Annotated in this window: 23 protein-coding genes; 15 read left to right on the top strand and 8 right to left on the bottom strand. The window is 41.5% G+C overall.

What is annotated here, in order from left to right; translation table 11 throughout:
• Window positions 1–280 precede the first annotated feature (280 nt).
• Window positions 281–652 (top strand): hypothetical protein, encoded by a 372-nt coding sequence (locus Q335_RS0104685; protein WP_028357645.1) that lies wholly within the window; start codon window positions 281–283, stop codon window positions 650–652.
• A 211-nt stretch (window positions 653–863) separates the two neighbouring features.
• The gene (locus tag Q335_RS09275; protein WP_169733499.1) at window positions 864–1,409 is read left to right on the top strand and encodes a type III toxin-antitoxin system ToxN/AbiQ family toxin; all 546 of its coding nucleotides are present in this window, start codon (window positions 864–866) and stop codon (window positions 1,407–1,409) included.
• Between the two features lie 3 nt (window positions 1,410–1,412).
• Here the strand turns inward: Q335_RS09275 and Q335_RS0104675 are convergent, their stop codons facing one another.
• Window positions 1,413–1,664: a type II toxin-antitoxin system prevent-host-death family antitoxin gene (locus tag Q335_RS0104675; RefSeq protein ID WP_028357644.1), complete on the bottom strand. Its 252-nt coding sequence runs from the start codon at window positions 1,662–1,664 to the stop codon at window positions 1,413–1,415.
• Between the two features lie 93 nt (window positions 1,665–1,757).
• Between Q335_RS0104675 and Q335_RS0104670 the strand changes: the two genes are divergently transcribed.
• On the top strand, window positions 1,758–2,033 hold the full coding sequence (locus Q335_RS0104670) for a hypothetical protein (protein WP_028357643.1): 276 nt from the start codon (window positions 1,758–1,760) through the stop codon (window positions 2,031–2,033).
• Window positions 2,034–2,218: 185 nt separating this feature from the next.
• Here Q335_RS0104670 and Q335_RS0104665 read toward each other — a convergent pair whose 3' ends face one another.
• Entirely contained in the window at window positions 2,219–2,398 is a 180-nt protein-coding gene (locus tag Q335_RS0104665) for a hypothetical protein (protein ID WP_028357642.1), read from the bottom strand.
• A 225-nt stretch (window positions 2,399–2,623) separates the two neighbouring features.
• Between Q335_RS0104665 and Q335_RS0104660 the strand changes: the two genes are divergently transcribed.
• Complete coding sequence (locus Q335_RS0104660; protein ID WP_028357641.1) at window positions 2,624–3,151, top strand: hypothetical protein; 528 nt, start codon at window positions 2,624–2,626, stop codon at window positions 3,149–3,151.
• A gap of 248 nt (window positions 3,152–3,399) precedes the next feature.
• Here Q335_RS0104660 and Q335_RS0104655 read toward each other — a convergent pair whose 3' ends face one another.
• A complete protein-coding gene (locus Q335_RS0104655; RefSeq protein WP_051532298.1) occupies window positions 3,400–4,236 on the bottom strand; it encodes a replication protein RepA in 837 nt (278 codons plus the stop codon).
• Window positions 4,233–4,451: a helix-turn-helix domain-containing protein gene (locus tag Q335_RS09270; RefSeq protein ID WP_038369391.1), complete on the bottom strand. Its 219-nt coding sequence runs from the start codon at window positions 4,449–4,451 to the stop codon at window positions 4,233–4,235. The genes Q335_RS0104655 and Q335_RS09270 overlap by 4 nt, the downstream gene beginning before the upstream one ends.
• A gap of 88 nt (window positions 4,452–4,539) precedes the next feature.
• Here Q335_RS09270 and Q335_RS0104645 point away from each other — a divergent pair, with 88 nt between their 5' ends.
• The 10 genes from Q335_RS0104645 (at window position 4,540) to Q335_RS0104600 (ending at window position 10,082) form a co-directional block, all read left to right on the top strand.
• Window positions 4,540–4,884: a helix-turn-helix domain-containing protein gene (locus Q335_RS0104645; protein ID WP_245588281.1), complete on the top strand. Its 345-nt coding sequence runs from the start codon at window positions 4,540–4,542 to the stop codon at window positions 4,882–4,884.
• A gap of 516 nt (window positions 4,885–5,400) precedes the next feature.
• Window positions 5,401–5,676, top strand: a complete 276-nt coding sequence (acrIIC1, locus tag Q335_RS0104640) for an anti-CRISPR protein AcrIIC1 (protein WP_028357638.1) — start codon at window positions 5,401–5,403, stop codon at window positions 5,674–5,676.
• Window positions 5,677–5,742: 66 nt separating this feature from the next.
• Window positions 5,743–6,198, top strand: coding sequence for an Aca2/YdiL-like domain-containing protein (locus Q335_RS0104635; protein ID WP_028357637.1), 456 nt, complete (start codon window positions 5,743–5,745; stop codon window positions 6,196–6,198).
• Window positions 6,199–6,276: 78 nt separating this feature from the next.
• Entirely contained in the window at window positions 6,277–7,038 is a 762-nt protein-coding gene (locus Q335_RS0104630) for a nucleotide-binding protein (protein WP_038369389.1), read from the top strand.
• Window positions 6,998–7,744: a TrbM/KikA/MpfK family conjugal transfer protein gene (locus Q335_RS09265; RefSeq protein ID WP_051532297.1), complete on the top strand. Its 747-nt coding sequence runs from the start codon at window positions 6,998–7,000 to the stop codon at window positions 7,742–7,744. The genes Q335_RS0104630 and Q335_RS09265 overlap by 41 nt, the downstream gene beginning before the upstream one ends.
• Complete coding sequence (locus tag Q335_RS0104620) at window positions 7,686–8,075, top strand: hypothetical protein (RefSeq protein ID WP_211248252.1); 390 nt, start codon at window positions 7,686–7,688, stop codon at window positions 8,073–8,075. Before Q335_RS09265 ends, Q335_RS0104620 begins: the two co-directional genes overlap by 59 nt.
• A gap of 3 nt (window positions 8,076–8,078) precedes the next feature.
• Window positions 8,079–8,663 carry a hypothetical protein gene (locus Q335_RS10330; protein WP_211248245.1) on the top strand — a complete coding sequence of 195 codons (585 nt, stop codon included), beginning with the start codon at window positions 8,079–8,081 and terminating at the stop codon, window positions 8,661–8,663.
• Window positions 8,664–8,724: 61 nt separating this feature from the next.
• Window positions 8,725–9,162, top strand: coding sequence for a hypothetical protein (locus Q335_RS0104610; RefSeq protein ID WP_028357634.1), 438 nt, complete (start codon window positions 8,725–8,727; stop codon window positions 9,160–9,162).
• Window positions 9,120–9,851 carry a lytic transglycosylase domain-containing protein gene (locus tag Q335_RS09255; protein WP_084493545.1) on the top strand — a complete coding sequence of 244 codons (732 nt, stop codon included), beginning with the start codon at window positions 9,120–9,122 and terminating at the stop codon, window positions 9,849–9,851. Before Q335_RS0104610 ends, Q335_RS09255 begins: the two co-directional genes overlap by 43 nt.
• 15 nt (window positions 9,852–9,866) lie before the next feature.
• Entirely contained in the window at window positions 9,867–10,082 is a 216-nt protein-coding gene (locus tag Q335_RS0104600) for a helix-turn-helix transcriptional regulator (protein ID WP_028357633.1), read from the top strand.
• 524 nt (window positions 10,083–10,606) lie between these two features.
• Here Q335_RS0104600 and Q335_RS10405 read toward each other — a convergent pair.
• Window positions 10,607–10,732: a hypothetical protein gene (locus Q335_RS10405; RefSeq protein ID WP_281172895.1), complete on the bottom strand. Its 126-nt coding sequence runs from the start codon at window positions 10,730–10,732 to the stop codon at window positions 10,607–10,609.
• A 24-nt stretch (window positions 10,733–10,756) separates the two neighbouring features.
• Between Q335_RS10405 and Q335_RS0104590 the strand changes: the two genes are divergently transcribed.
• Complete coding sequence (locus Q335_RS0104590) at window positions 10,757–11,035, top strand: hypothetical protein (RefSeq protein WP_028357632.1); 279 nt, start codon at window positions 10,757–10,759, stop codon at window positions 11,033–11,035.
• A gap of 142 nt (window positions 11,036–11,177) precedes the next feature.
• Here the strand turns inward: Q335_RS0104590 and Q335_RS0104585 are convergent, their stop codons facing one another.
• The 3 genes from Q335_RS0104585 to Q335_RS0104575 all read right to left on the bottom strand — a co-directional run.
• Window positions 11,178–12,005: a sulfite exporter TauE/SafE family protein gene (locus tag Q335_RS0104585; protein WP_211248244.1), complete on the bottom strand. Its 828-nt coding sequence runs from the start codon at window positions 12,003–12,005 to the stop codon at window positions 11,178–11,180.
• A gap of 214 nt (window positions 12,006–12,219) precedes the next feature.
• Window positions 12,220–14,577, bottom strand: a complete 2,358-nt coding sequence (locus tag Q335_RS0104580) for a TonB-dependent hemoglobin/transferrin/lactoferrin family receptor (RefSeq protein ID WP_169733498.1) — start codon at window positions 14,575–14,577, stop codon at window positions 12,220–12,222.
• A 222-nt stretch (window positions 14,578–14,799) separates the two neighbouring features.
• Window positions 14,800–16,614, bottom strand: a 1,815-nt coding sequence (locus Q335_RS0104575) for a TonB-dependent receptor domain-containing protein (RefSeq protein ID WP_028357629.1), incomplete at its 5' end; no start/stop codon positions are given.

The following is a 16,614-nucleotide window of genomic DNA, read 5'->3' as shown; positions in this document are numbered from 1 at the left end:
TTTATGTATATTTAATAAAAAATAAATGATTATAAGTAGATACCACTTTTAATTTATATATAATTTATACTTTTTGTAGATGTAAAATATAATATAGTAAAGTAATTGTTTATTTTATATACATATATTTTTAATTTAAGTACTATCTATATACATTTAGTATATGTATATTATAAAATAACTGATAAAAATTGTACTCAACGTTTATTTATAAACCAGCTTCAAAAGAAGAACTAACTAAAGTCGTTAATAATCACTTCCGTAAAATAAGAGATATGTAATGAACACATTAGAAAAATTTAAACAAAACAATAAACCTGGGCAAAGCAAGCTGTCAGTTTTTCATGAAAACATCGAATCTCTTTTTAATGATGGCTATACAGTAAAACAAATACATGAGTATTTAAAGCAAGAAAATGTCTCAATTAATTATCAAGTTCTTTGTCGATACGTTCGAGTTCATTTAAAAAAAGACAAAGCGCCTGACAATCCAGAAAACGCGCCAGAAGACAAAAACGAGCCCGCTCCTAAAAAAGAAGAAAACTTCGCCGAATACATGGAAAGAAAACAAAAGGAAGAAGCCGAGGCACTAGCTGAACTTCATAAAAGGAATAGAGAAAATTCCATGCCACCACCATGGCTAAGAAAATAAGCGATTAAAATTGAAATTCCAAAAGGTTACTGTTATACTGAACCTGAAAAATAGGTGAGTCCTGCCTTAATGGGCGATTAAATTCATAGGTGAGTCCTGCCTCAATGGGCGATTAAATTCATAGGTGAGTCCTGCCTTAATGGGCGATTAAAAAAGGGTAATGGTACGCCATTACCCTTTTTCATTCTTAATTGTTCTGTATTTATTGTTTATGAATATTTATACAATAGATAACAAATTTATAGGATATTTGGCCAAAAAAGAAAATAAAGTTGCTTTTAACAAAGCATCTAAGGAGCGCAGCCGCCCCTACGTAGGGGTAATAATTGAGGTTGGTGCTTTTAATTATTTTGCGCCAATGTCTTCAAGGGACATGAGAAAAAACCGCTCTAACAACACATTTCACTTATTTTCAAAGGAGCAGAATCTTGGTGTTATCCATGTCAATAATATGATTCCAGTGCCAGATAATAGATTTGTGAAGCTCCTGAACTATAACAAAATATCAAGCCAAAAATATAAAAAACTCATTGCAATTCAAGTCGAAATTCTTAGTGAATCTGCCTTTCAAAAAGAGCTCACTGAAAAAGCGATTAATTTATATAATGTCGTTAGCGACCCGAATAACAATACGCGTGATGCCCGCTTCTTAAAAAAACTTTCCAATGATTTCAAAAGTCTAGAAAAACATTGTCAGCATTTAACTCTAGAAAACTTTGAAAAACAGATAAAAAACGATATCGAGTTCGATCTTTAAGTTTTACTCTAGCAACCCTTTTCCGACGCCAAGCCCTTCCTGCATTTCCGACATCCCTTTTAATAAATGGGCGGCATTGGCCGGCGAGCGCAACAGATACGCTGTTTCTTGTAAAGCGTTGTATTCTGATTCAGATAACAGTACGCAATTTTCACCCCTGACACGAGTGATTAATAAAGCTTCCCGATTGTCGGCCACCTCTTGCATTTTTTGCGTTAGATTTCGCCGCGCTTCAGTATAGGTAATGGCTTTCATTGTCTCCGTAATTTATTTAAAAGTTTTGAATTAATTTATAATTTAAATTACTGATCGTGCTAGTGTAAAAAACCGCTTAATTAAGGAGCTACCATGAACACTGAACCCAAAAGCTACATGCCTGAAGAAGAACGCCAGCGCCGCCTCACTGATGGTACGCCTAAAAAGGCACTGCCTCTAATTGAAGCGAGCTATGCTGAGAAAGCCGGGGATGGCGAAACAGCCTGGCAATGGCTTGCCCGAGCTGAATTACCCGCCCATTGCCTTACTTACTTAAAAAAGGAGTTTGGCACTGAGTTTATTTTAAGCTACGGTTTTAATACAAAACTAGCCGATGAAAAATATGGCCCTGATTGGTTAAAAAAGTAACGATTTATGAATGAGCACGCTTTAACCACCACCACCTAAAAACCTTTAATATCAAATACTTGCCACATCAAAAATAAGTGTTTTAACTTAGTTATCCACAGATTTTGTGCATGGCTTAACGTGTCGCACTTCTCCGAAGGCTTCAGCCATGACGGCGTCATGTGATATATCTCTCATCAATAAAATCAAGAGTCACCGTTACAACGCAAATCCGTATCTTGCGTTTTTTGCGCCTTACTCATCGCTTCCGCAACTAGATCAAACGCCTCTAAAATTTCATCAGCGCTCGCATCCTGAAATATGCAATCAAAAAGCGCGCTGTCGATCTCGTCTTGTGTCGGTAGTTTGATTTTTTGATCGTCCATGATTTTCTCCTTTAAAAAATAAAAAAGCCGCTTGAATTTTTCTCAGGCTGCCCACAGCCTTCTTTTTTCAAAAAACGTGTCCAAGCCAAAAACAACAGCCCACACCGCTAAAGCATAGTTTAAACGAAAAAATCGCGACGCTGAATTTTCTCAGAGTGCGCACAGCCTTTCTTTTTTCAAAAAACGCGGCCATGCGAAAAGAGCAAAACCAACACACCCAGAACAATGATTAAACGAAGATTAAGGCATGTAGAAAACGAAAACACAGGCAAGTCTAATAAAGGTATTAGGAAAAGAAGAAAAACGCACCACAAGCCTAAAAGAAGTCTTAAAAACGAAATCCGAAAAAAAAGAAAAAACGCGACCCTGAATTTTTCTCAGGTTGCATACAGCCTTTCTTTTTTTCAAAAACGCGGCCAAGCGAAAAGCGAAAACCCACCCCAAGCAAAGACCGTACCTCTTCTCAACAACGCGCCAAAGCGCTTCCTGTCCAATTTTGCAAATGCTTCGCATTTCCAAAATTGGACCAGGCTCTCCTATGCCTCCGGCGGCCTCGCAGGGGCGTTCCAAAAAAAAATCGCACGCTCAGAAAAAAAAAAAAAAAAAAAAAAAAAAAAAAAAATGCTTTTGCCTTATACCTTTATTGTTATATCTTTCATAAAACTCATATCTTTCCTGAAGATAAGGGTTTATGTCTTGCATATATGTCTTGCAAATGTCTTGCCGGAGGGCTGTTACATTTTAAGTGGTTGATTTTAAAAATAAAATAATGGTTATGCACAGGTCGAGTGGTCACCGTTACAACGCAAACCGGTCACCGTTACAACGCAAGCTGGTCACCGTTACAACGCAAAAGCGGGAGCGTTACAACGCAAGTTTTTGATCAATTTTTGCGTAATAATTGATCAAAAATTAATCAAAATCTGATAAAAAATGGCGAAAAAAAAGCCCCTTGAAATTCATCAAGAGGCTCAAAAAATTAAAAAATATATTAAAAAAATCTATTTGTAAGGGATTAATTTAACACCACCAACAGTCAAGAAATCTGTATCCGATGAAATCGCACCAGTTAATTCTGGATAATAATCACTAAGTCTATTTAAAGCGGCTAAAAACTTAGTTTTAAAATGTTTTTTTTGTTCATACCCACACGCGAATTGAGTTTGTAAGTCCTCCCACCTAATTTTAACTGGTCGTCCACCCGACGTATAAACTAAATACGTTCGATAAGCAATCCACGTATAAGCATCCATAAGTAAAGGGCTTTTTCGAATGTCATTCAAAACATGTAAATCAATCGGCACGGGATGAGCCAACAACTCCTCTAAAAAAACGGGATTTAAATTTAAATGACTCTCCCAACCACCGTTGTGTGTCTCCCAGAATTCAAAAGACGATTCCGCAATGATTAAATTGCGCCGATAGCGAAAATTTTCACCTTTAATATTCACACTAAACGTTGAATTGACTAAACGTGTTGTTTGTTCTTTAAGCGATGCAATGGTGGAGCCTTGCCGCGAAATATCGAGTTTTCGTAAAAACTCTGATTGGTTGGTTCCCAGCTCCAACTTTGTGCTTTTGGTTTTAGTTGCTTCTGTACAAATCCAAGCTAATAATAGCCTAGGATAAGTGCCATAGGGTAAACCAATATTAGGATCGGCTACCACGTTCAACTTAAAAGTCCCGCAACATCTTGAAAAGAAATAGCTATCTGGCTTCGAATGCGGAAGGGAAATCTGCGCAAAACAGCGACTCACCACTCCTAGCTCAAATTTATCCATTTGTCTCTGGCGTTCTTCCTTACTAACTTCATTTGCAAGAGCAATTCGTTTTTTCATAAGTTTTTCCTCATTTTTTCTTTTTCTAAGACGGTCCGCTGAATCGCAATCATGTACAACTCGTTGATTTTTAAAAAGGTATTCGCACGTATATTTTTGGCTTTCCCGGATTTAATCTGAGAAATTGCCCCCTGCGAAATCCCCGTAAAATCAGCGATTTCTTGTTGTGTAAATCCCTTTCGAATCAAATGCTTAATCTGTTCTTGCGGTGTCATAAAAATCTAAATAGCAAAAGTGATAAGTAGTCCCATTTATTCTATTACATAAGTAATACATTAATCAATGCAAATGTATTAATTTCATATGCAAAAATTAGCTATGATCACCATTCAGCAAACTTTAGGCGAGCGTGTAAAAACGACTCGAATAAGCAAAAAACTCAGTCAGAGTGACCTAGCTAAAAAAATTGGAATAAGCCAAGGCACCATTGCGCACATAGAAAATGGTAGAAATAAAGATACAAAGCACATTTTCTCTATAGCAAAAGCATTAAACGTAAGTGTTGAGTGGCTATATTATGGCGATACGTCGAATAAAAACCTATGGCCTTTTTTCTCGATTACCAAACAACAATACGATTCTCTATCCGATCAAATTAAAGAAGAAATAGAAAACTTTATTCAATATCATCTAAGCAAATCCCACTAAATCCAAACGTATTAATTTGTTGTTAAAATCCAATAAAAAACATTACAAAAGTATTGACAATAAATATTGCATAAGTAATAATCAAACCATAGAATCACTTCTTGCTCTTTAACAATCAACTGAATAGTCAGTCAGTCAACTGATAGAAACCTACTCCCAATGGAATAGACTTATGGGGTTCAACGGTCGGGCAGCCCCCAAACAGAATAGCCGTGCGTGGTGAAAGCGCAGAGCCGATTAATTTCCGCTTCGACCTAGGTGCTGACAACACCTCGCCGAAATACGCTTGCTGTGATGGCGAAAAATCACGTGGCGAAATGGCTGGGCCTGGTATCCAGGGAACAACGAGCGAAACGTCATTAAACAATGCGGACAATCGGGAGCAGACCGACATTACTGTCGCTTACCTTCGTAGGCGACTTTCAAAAGCAACTCGTTCGGGTTGTTTTTGAAAGATAATTTTTTAACCGCAATTGAGAACCGCTCAGTTGCATTTTTTCTTCAGGAGATAACCCCATGAAAGAGGTATTTAAATTAAAACCAGAGCTAGTGACTTATAAAGGTTGCGGCTGGGCACTGGCGTGCATCAAAGACGGAGAGATCATCGATCTCACCTACGTTCGTGACCTTGGTATTGAAGAATATGATGAAAACTTCGATGGCCTTGAACCTGAAATCATCTATTACGATGTTGTGGCTTCTCAAGCGTGCAAAGAAGTCGCCTATCGTTATGAAGAAATGGGCGAATTTACCTTCGGCTTATGCTCGTGTTGGGAATTCAATGTAATGTAGAATAGAGCTATTTGACTGACCGTCTTCAGAGGTGGTCAGTCGCCACACTCGAAAACCCGTAATTTAATGAATGGTCAAGAATTAAAAAAAGCCCGAGCGCTTTTAAACCTATCCCAACAAGAAGCCGCCAAGCTCATTGGCGACGTCTCTAAACGTTCATGGGTGTTTTGGGAATCAGGGCGGCCATCAATACCGCAAGACGTTCAAGAAAAATTCAATGACCTATTAATGCGTCGTAAAGCCATCGTTCAACCCTTCATTGATAAAACTATCTCACCGAGCAACGTTTATCGCATTTATCTCGATCAAAATGATTTAGCGTTTATCAGTGACCCGATCGAACTACGCTTATTACAAGGCGTCGCGCTGACTTTGCATTTCGATTACGACCTGCCGCTCGTTGACTTTGATATGAAAGATTATGAGCAATGGTTACAAGATCAGGACAAGACCGATGACCCCACCACGCGAAGCGAATGGGCATCAACCAATCATCCCTGTTCATCGAAAATAAGTGATTGATTTTTTAATCCACTTTGTTTTTTTATTTTGTTCACCGCCAATGGTTCGCCCTGGCGGTTTTTTTATGGAAATTTGTTAATGAAAGAGAAAGAAATTCACTTTGTTCTTCAAGGTAAAGGCGGTGTTGGAAAAAGTTTCATCAGCCTACTGTTAATCCAATACCTACAAGAGAAAAACAACGGCAAAACCATCGGTTTTGACACTGACCCCGTTAATTCGACCTTCTCCAAAATCCGAGCGCTCGACATCAACACTATTAACATCTTAGACGCGCATAAAAAAATCAACACCGCCGTCTTTGATGGCCTCATCACCTATCTTGTTGAAGGTGATCAGCAGTACGCTGTCATCGACAACGGTTCGGCCACCTTCGTACCATTAATGTTCTATTTAATGGAAGGAGCGGTGTTTGAAATCTTAAAAATGAACCACTTTAAAATCTTCATTCATATTCCGATTGTCGGCGGCCAAGCCGCCAGTGACACCTTAGAGAGTGCCCAAGAGATTCTTGAAAATCTCGACGCCCAAGTTGTCCTCTGGCAAAACGACTTTCAAGGATCGGCCACTAATATTGAAACGCTACTTAACCAATACAAGAATAAAATTCTCGGGGTCATCCATCTACCTGACCGTAATCCCGATACGTTTGGTCAAGACCTGCGAACTATGACGCAAAACAACCTCACGTTCAAAGAAGTCGCTACCCATCCACTGTTCAACATTATGTCGCGCCACCGCCTAAAGAGCGTACAAAACGACGTTTTTACTCAACTCGATACTGTCCTTGGAGAAACCAATCATGAGTTACCTATTGAAGAAAACACAGACAAAAGCGAATAACGCAAAATGCTTTAGACAAAACCCACGGGCTGCCGTAGTTATCTCTGCGCTTGCGCTCGCCAGTCTAGCCCAGTCGGCCAATGCCGCCGTGGAACTAAACGGCACGCAAAAACTCGCGTGTGAAGCTGTACTTTGCTTATCGTCTTCGGTTAGACCGGGTGAATGCGCCCCAGCGCTTTCGCACTACTTTGGAATTAGCTTTAAACGCTGGTCAGAAACCGTTAAGGCACGCCGCAAATTTCTCGGTCAATGCCCGTGGCAAAGTGGTTCAGAGCAATTGCCTGACTTTATTCAAACGCAAATCCAAATGAATTCCTTAATGGATGTGATTGCCCAAGGCGCCGGCCGCTGCACGCCAGAGTTTTTAAACGCACACAACACGAAAACCGTCTTTGTAAAAGAGACCGTCAATATCGGTGGTTTTGGTAAAGACCAAGAGATTACGACTGCTAAAAAAATCGTCCTAAAATCAAAACCCGCCTACTGCGTTGACTATGACAACCATGAGTACACCGTTGCTTCAGACATTAAATACGTGGGTGAACCTGAAAAAGGCGGCAAATGGGTACTTGCCCAAGACTACGAGCAAGCTCTCGCGCAATATAACGAAGAACAAGCCCAAAAAGCCCAGCAGGAAAAACAGAAAAATGAGCGATCCAATCGCTACCCCGTGGAGCGAAAAGTTATTAGAGAAAAAAATCGGTAAAGTAGAGAGTGATAAACTTAAAAATCGAACAACCTCATTAAAGGAGACCACCATGAATACTAAACCGAAAAGCTACATGCCTGAAGAAGAACGCCAGCGTCTACTCGCTAGTGGTGTGACTGAAAGTGTACTGTGTGTTAATGAATCTCGTTTTGCAACTAAAGCTAGTGATAATGAAGCAGCCTGGCGCTGGTTGGCACTGGCTGATTTACCCGCTTATGCTCTGCGCTATTTAAAAAAAGAAAATGGTGCTGACTTTATCCGCTCTTATGGTTTTGACACAACACCCGCTGATAAAGAATATGGTCCTAATTGGCTCGATGAGGCCTAAGGTATGGATTACAAGTTTTCCTTATCAACAATAAAGCTTGGTTTGCTGCAAGAAGCAAGTTTAGTAAAATCACAACAAGAAGCCAACTCTGCTCAATCCCTTAAAGAAGCACGTATTGAGCAGAGTCGGAATGTAGAAGTTATAGGTCAGAGTGGCGATATTAAACTTATAATTGATATAGAAAAGTCGTTCGTTGAATTTGACTTGGAACGCTATACCAATAGCAGAGATATGGAGCAAAGCCTAACCACTGCACTCAAGGAGCTCTCTGTGGTGGAAGAACATATCGACATGGTGAATGATCCAGTCCAGTATGCCGCCATTAATAAATCCTTAAAGTTACCCAAACATCGTCGTGCGGGTTTGCCCTATGATCCGGCGCGCCAAGGCTTGGCGTCTCACTTCACACGGTTACGCAACTCTACCAAAAGCCGCCTGTCAAACGAAGAAAAACTCGTGCTTGAGGCTAGAAAGGAAAATATAAAAACAGCGGCTAAGCTCTATACGCAAATGCAAACCAAAATGATTGAGCAGCTCAATCCAGAAGCCGGTCGCGATCAAAACCATGATCCTGACCTTGAACTTTAAAAAGTAAATAACGTAGCTTTTACCGCCTAGCGACCCTAGGCGGTTTTTTTATGGAAAAACCATGAGTGAAGAATCCTCAGACAAAGAAATTGATAGCGTTACGAATTCAAAAAACCAAATTATTAATGACTGGTTTTGTTTAAGCCAAGAAAAACTCACGCCAAACGATCCGACCGTCACGCTGTTGCTTTCTATTAAAAACTATATCGATGCCCAGCAAAAGAGCGAAAAATCCGATTGGCAAACCCTGTTAACCGACTTGGATACGCGCAAACATGAATTAGAAAAAATCGCTAATGCCTTAGTGAACACTAAAGAAAACCTACTAATTGAGCTTGATCTCATCAATCGCAAGAATGTTCATACCTTCGCATCCGAAATCGCTCAGACAGTGGCGTCGTCTGAAAAAATCGCCACCAAAGCGAAAACGTTAAATTCAATATCACTAGGACTATTATGCTTAAACCTATTTTTACTGATCGCGCTACTTATAAAATAGCGCCTTTTTTTTGGTTAGGCCTTCTAGCGCCCAACCTTGCATACGCTGAAGAATTTAATTTCAATGAAATGGCACAACGCTGCGCGTCCTCGGTGCATCCCAACACCCTACAAGCCTTGGTAAGAACGGAAAGTAGTTTTAACCCCTTTGCCATTGGCGTCGTAGACGGTGTGGTTGAGCAACCCACTTCGCTCGAGCAAGCGATTGAAACGGTCAAAGTCCTTAAGGCAATGGGCAAAAACTTCAGTTTAGGCTTGGCTCAAATCAATCGTTACAACTTAGCTAAATATGGTCTGACGTTTGAAACCGTCTTTGACCCGTGTTTGAATTTAAAAACCAGTCAAGCGATTTTGACCGATTGCTTTAATAGAGCCGGTGATCAATCACAATCTCGTCTACAAAAAGCTTTTTCGTGCTACTACAGTGGCAACTTTAAGCGCGGCTTTGCCAAAGAAGGCAAAACCTCGTACGTACAGCGCGTATTGACCGCTGCCCAAGACAATAATCCAGAGCAGCAAATAAAAATCCCCGAAGTCGATCCCAACGCGCCGATGCCTGTGAGCGTTGCCCAAGTAAAAGTTAAAAAACAAGTTGCCAAAGCCAAAGCGCCAGCGCGCGAAAAAGGATTAGCACATGCCGCCCCAGCGACCCGTACTAAAAAATCGTGGGATATTCTCGGCGATTTTTAAATAAAGGAAAAACCAATGCAAACCGATATGGAAATTATCAGCCTGTCAGAAGTCAAAAAACTCCTACATCTTAAAAGCGACTCCAGCATTTATTGCAAACTAAACCCAAAGTATCCCAATCTGTTCGATCCGAGTTTTCCTAAACCCTTTAAAATCGGCGCGCGCACTTTTTGGGTAAAAACAGAAATCGATGATTGGATAAAGAATAAAATTATCGAAGCGCGTTCGTAAAAATGTCGTAGGATACCAACAACATCCTAAAAGTGTAATCTGATGGTATTTTTGTTTTTTAAAACACTGGTTTTTTATTGAAAACAATCAGTTAACGAATTAAATGGCACACGTCCGCTCCGCCATTTCTTCTTTTTGACCCTCCTCAAATCCCTTCGATTGTCTTCGAATCCCTTCAAAAAACCATTAAAAAACATTCGATTGTTAGATAAGTCGTGCGCTCGAAAACTTGTCATCTCGGTTTCGACTTTTTAAAGTTTATTTGCACAACTAATACCGAGCTTGTTTTTTAAGCACCTGGTTCTAAATCGGTGCAGACATCGGCTCGATCGCTATATTTACTCACGTAAAATCCTATCGATCGCATTTTCAGCAGTCAACTCGCCTCAGTTGATGCGTTTCATATCATCAATCACATGCTGTTTTACTGTTAAACCTTCAAGTTTGGCTGAGCCGACGATGGCCTTGATAATTTCGTCCTCTTCTATTTTTTTAATGATGAACAGACAAAAATTAAACTGTCATTATTCGAATTTAAACTGTAAGTCTCTGACTTCTTTGTCGAGTACCTGCCCAACCGCTACCCCGTTGAGCGCAAAGTCATCAGAGAAAAAATCGGTAACGTAGAGAGTGATAAACTTAAAAGTCAAACTACCTCATTAAAGGAGACCAGCATGAACACTAAACCCAAAAGCTATATGACTGAAGAAGAACGCCAGTATCAACTCGCTGGTGGTATGTCTGAAAGAGCGCTCAATTTAGTCGAATCAGATTACGCCGATAAAGCAGGTGATGAAGAAGCGGCATGGCAATGGCTAGCATTAGCTAACATACCCGCCTATGCCTTGCGCTATTTAAAAAAACAGTGTGGTGCTGACTTTATTCGCTCTTACGGTTTTGACACAACACCCTCTGATAAAGAATATGGTCCTAATTGGCTCAATGAGGACTAAGGTATGGATAATGATCCAAGGCGCTAAGGTTTGGCGTCTCACTTCCCAGGTTAGGCATTTCCACCAAAAGCCGTCTGACCAGCACTAAAAAGCCCGCCCCTAGGCTTAAGGGCAGGCTGATATGGGTCTCATGCAAGACAAGTCACGACTCATAAATCATAAATACCGCTTTGGCAATGAGCACCCAAGATAAGGTAAACAACATAATTTCAATGCAACGACGATAAACATGCTCGGGCATAATAATGGCTAAGCGGCGCCCCACACGTGTACCCACAATGCCCACCGCTAAGAGCATGAGTGTGAGTTGCCAGTTCAAATCGTTTAATTTACCTAACCAGGCATAAGCTGGCAACTTAGCTAAATTACACACAGCAAAACAAAAACTAATCGTACCGGCAAAAACTAATTTAGGTAAGCGCTGCGGTAGTAGAAAAGCTTGTAGCGGCGGTCCGCCCGAATGGGTAATAAACGTAGTCATGCCCGCGATTGTGCCCCACAAAACGCCTGGTATCACCTTAGCAGGTACGCCCTCGCTTTGTTTTTTACCTAACCATGTTTTTAAACAAAACCACAGACCAATAAGACTCGTAACAATCAATAATAAGCTTTCGGGTGTATAGGGTGCCAAAAACATGGCTAACACAATGCCTAATAATATGGGTGGCAGAAGGATTTTGAGGTTGCGAGCCGAAAAGGTCCGTCGGTACAACCAAACAGCAATCCAATCGGTGATGATATAAACCGGCAATAGTAAGGCCGCCGCTTGGATGGGATCCATAAAGATGGCGAGTAAAGGGACAGAGATCGCTGCTGCAGTCGATAGGCCACCTTTGGATAAGCCCACAAAAAAAGCAGCTACACAGAGCAAGACTAATTGGATGAGATCAAAATGTGGCACCTGACTCTCACAAATAGGAATATTAAATAGAAATAAAAAAATAAAGAGATTAAAACTAAATGCCAGCACTCACGTGCCTACTTGTCACGGCACACGCGTTCACTTGCGCCTTATTGTAATACAGCGTAGCCCTTACGTCTGGTGTCGGACCGCCACCTAGTGATTACACTATGAGTTAAGCGGCCCCCCTCAATGCATTACAAAAGCTGCAGCATCAAAGCAAAAGGCTCTAAACATATATACATAGGTTTAGAGCCTGGGACGCTAAGATAGTAGCATGAAATTAGTACTGGTAACTCACTGACAACATGGCATGGCGACCCCTCGCGGTAAAGAGGTCTAAATCGCGCATGCTGGTGCCACTGGTAGGAATATCAGAGTATTTCCAGTATTTTTTATCAAACACATTCATCACATTCGCTTGAATTTTTAGGCCTTTGAGGACTTCTTGTGGACTAATAAAGGCACCGAGATTCAAGATGGCATAGCCAGGTGAGCGAAAATCCTCGTCTTTGTTTTGTACCTTACTACGCTTGGCAGACCATTCGAGTAAGGCATTCGCACCCCAAGTATTAGTGGTATACGCTAAGTTGACTGTACCGCGCACGGGTGACACAGAATTCAAATAGGTATTGTCTTCTTTGTTTTTGCCCACAGTCCACGCGACGGCCGTATCTACACTCCATTCTGGTGTAAAGTTATAGCCCGCAGAAAATTCAAGACCATAGAGACGCACTTTGTCTATATTGGCATAAGTAGTGGCCGCCAATGGATAAGGATTCTCTGGACTCTTGACTAATAAGTCATAATAGGAGCCTTCTGGAAAGGGCACTTGTGACTCAATGTAATTTGAGTACAAGGTATTAAAGTAATTCAATTTAGCACGCGCTACGCCATTGTCGTAAGCCACACCGACATCGAAGCCACGACTTCTTTCTGCTTCTAGGTTAGGATTGCCTTTATTGATGTAGGAACCCATGGCACCGTATTTTAGGTAGCTCTCTTCGGTTTGTGGCGCACGATAACCATAGGAATATTTACCGTAGATATTCCAATCCAGGGTTGGACTAAATTCTAGGAGTACCCGTGGTGAAAAACGATGATCACTGACGTTTGTTAAATCGTCTGGGCTACCGTCGGTGGAATTCGTACCAAATCCGTTTTGAGCACTTGGTTTACGACGGTACCAATCAAATTGCACGCCGGGCGTTACACGGAACATAGCGTTGTTCCATGCAAAGGTATTGTCTAAATAGGCACTAATATCATCCCCTAAGACCTTAGGTGAGTCGGCGATCCCCTTGTGCAACATATTGCAAGTCGCCGGACCAAACGGACCTGATCCACCCCGTAATTTCGGTAAGGGTGGGCAGTTATCTTCGCCACCAGCAAATTGTTCGTCCTTTTTACGATTCCAATTAAAGCCTGCCTGCCATTTAGAATAAAAATCGCTGTCCCCAAAATAACCATCGGCATTAAGATTCACGCCCCAAGAGGTGTTTTTGGTTTCATTGTCGCGGTCAAAATTACCATAAGGATAACCATAGCCAAATGGATTATCACGACGCCTAAAGTCCCTGAAATTCATACTATAGGTACCATCTGGACGAATATTCGGTTGCGGCATACGTTCACGTTTATCGTTAGCTTTATTACGGAAGGCATCATAACCTTCGTTTAATTTAGTGCGTTGCCAATAACCCACGACGCTTAAAGAGCTGACAGGTGAGAAGTTTTCTAGGGCCTTAAAGTGATAGCCACCCCAGGCACGTTGATTCTCTGCCTTAGAGAAATTCTGCTTATTGCCTTCGTTATAGTTCTTAGTCCCTTGCTCACTTTTAGCATCGCTAGAACTGTCACGCTTGAGCATTTCATAACCTAAGTCCAAGCGATGACCTTGGGCGAGATCTTGCTCAATACGTGCCATGAAGTTATTTTGGTGATAGTGCTTTGGATTGACTTTAGTACGTTCAGGACCGAGACCACCGATATCACCTTCGTTCTTTTCTTCGTGACCGTTTTTGTGACCATATTCAAGTAATAAACGGGTCTTGTCACCGAGTCTAAAGGCACCTGCCCCAGTCACACTAATGCTATCGTCATAACCACTAAATAAGGTTTTACCCAAAAAGCCAATATCTCTATCCGCTCTCAATAAATCACTCGGACTTAAGGTGGATAAGTCAACCGTACCGCCGATGCCGCTAGCGCCTTGGCCTGGTCCTTTGACCACATCAATCTTCGATAAAGTATCAAAATTGACTTGCTCTACACCACCGGTGGTGCCGCGAGCACCGTCATTAAGGTAAGGCATGGGCACACCGTCTTTAAAAACTTTGACGCGATGCTCATCTAGCCCCCGGATGTTAATACTCTTATTCGACTCATTAAAGGTCACACTCGGATCGAGACGTGAACCAAAATCTTGCCAACTTTGGATATTGTTCGCTTCGAGTTTTTCTCGGCTAAAGCGATCAACATTAGGTGTCAGGTTAATGGCTTTTTCCTCTGCGCTCTCGCGATAACTGGCCGTTCCATAAATTGGCGCCAGTGTGGTCACTGTTTCGGCATGGGCTTGCGCGACCGCTAAAGAGGATAAAACAAGCGCCGGTAAAGTCTTATAAGCAAAAGTTTTATTCATATTAGTATCAAATTGTTGCGAAATATCAGTAATGATACTAATTATTATTTTCATTCAGGTCAATAAATGTTAGACCCTTTCAGCGAGTATTTGCCTATATTCATCATTGGAAGTGCAAAAATACAACTTTTGATTAGACCATTGCGGCCTGCCACAAAAATATTCATTTAGTCCGTTTTTGCTGCAAGAGCCGCAAGGTTTAGATTGAGATACATCGAGTCCTTAGTACTGAAAACTAATACTCAAGAGCGCATAACGACCTCGCGCGGTGTACAAGTCCAGGTCTCGGGTACTCGTGCCACTGGTAGGAATATCAGAGTATTTCCAGTATTTTTTATCAAACACATTCATCACATTCGCTTGAATTTTTAGGCCTTTGAGGACTTCTTGTGGACTAATAAAGGCGCCCAGATTCAAGATAGCATAGCCTGGGGCACGGAAATCCCCTTTTTTATCTTGAACCTTGCTGCGCTTGCCAGACCATTCGAGTAAGGCATTCGCACCCCATGCATAGTCGGTATAGGCCAAGTTGACAGTACCACGTACAGGTGAGACAGAATTCAAATAGGTATTGTCTTGTTTGTTTTTGCCCACAGTCCACGCGACGGCCGTATCTACACTCCATTCTGGCGTAAAGTTATAGCCCGCAGAAAACTCGAGACCGTACAAGCGCACTTTATCCAAGTTCACATAGGTTGAGCCTCCGAATGGATAGGGATTCTCTGGACTCTTGAGTAAAAGATCATAGTAAGAGCCTTCAGGGAAAGGCATTTGTGATTCAATATAGTTTGAATATAAGGTATTGAAATAATTAAGTTTGGCGCGTCCAACACCATCATCGTAGGCCACACCGACATCAAATCCGCGACTTCTTTCAGCCTCTAGATCTGGGTTCCCTTTATTGATATAAGAACCCATAGCACCAAATTTCAAATAGCTTTCTTCGGTTTGTGGTGCCCGATAGCCATAGGAATATTTACCGTAGATATTCCAATCCAAGGTGGGACTAAATTCCAACAAAATTCTTGGTGAAAAACGTTGATCATGCACATTACTGAGATCATCCATATTGCCGTCAGCCGCTTTTCTGCCAAAACCATTTTGGGCACTTGGCTTACGACGGTACCAATCAAACTGCACCCCTGGTGTGACACGGAACATGGCATCATGCCAAGCAAAGGTATTATCTAAATAAGCACTAATATCATCACCCAGAATTTTTGGCGAATCTGCTAACCCCGCATGTAGAGCATTACATGCGGTCGGGCCATAAGGACCAGATCCCCCTCTGAGATTAGGAACATAGGGGCAATTATCGTTACCACCGGCAAATTGTTCGTCCTTTTTACGATTCCAATTAAAGCCTACCTGCCATTTTGAATAAAAATCGCTGTCTCCAAAATAGCCATCGGCCATAAAATTAATACCCCAAGAGGTATTTTCGATTTGGTTATCGCGGTCAATATCGCCGTAAGGATAACCATAGCCAAATGGATTATCACGGCGCCTAAAGTCTCTGAAATTCGTGCTATAGGTACCATCTGGACGAATATTCGGTTGCGGCAAACGAGCCCGTTTATCATTATTCTTGTTGCGAAAAGCGTCATAACCTTCGTTCAGTTTACTGCGCTGCCAGTAACCGATGAGGCTTAAGGAATCAACAGCGGCCAAATTCTCTAGCGCTTTGAAGTGATAGCCTAACCAAGCGCGCTGATTTTCGGCTCTACTAAAGTTTTGTTTATTGCCTTCGTTGTATTTTTCTGTGCCTTGATCGCTTTTGGCGTCGATGGCTTTGTTGCGTTTTAGGATTTCATAGCCGAGATCGAGACGATGACCTTGGGCGAGGTCTTGCTCAATACGTGCCATGAAGTTGTTTTGGTGGTAGCGCTGTGGATTAACCTTGGTTCGTTCAGGACCAATACCGCCAACATCACCCTCATTTTTTTCTTCGTGACCGTTTTTGTGACCATATTCAAGTAATAAACGGGTCTTGTCACCGAGTCTAAAGGCACCTGCCCCAGTCACACTAATGCTATC

It is taken from the genome of Brackiella oedipodis DSM 13743 (assembly GCF_000621025.1).
In the GTDB taxonomy this organism is placed as follows: domain Bacteria; phylum Pseudomonadota; class Gammaproteobacteria; order Burkholderiales; family Burkholderiaceae_B; genus Oligella; species Oligella oedipodis.
The sequence above is the reverse complement of the archived record's forward strand: the minus strand, read 5'-3'. Positions and strand labels throughout refer to the sequence as shown.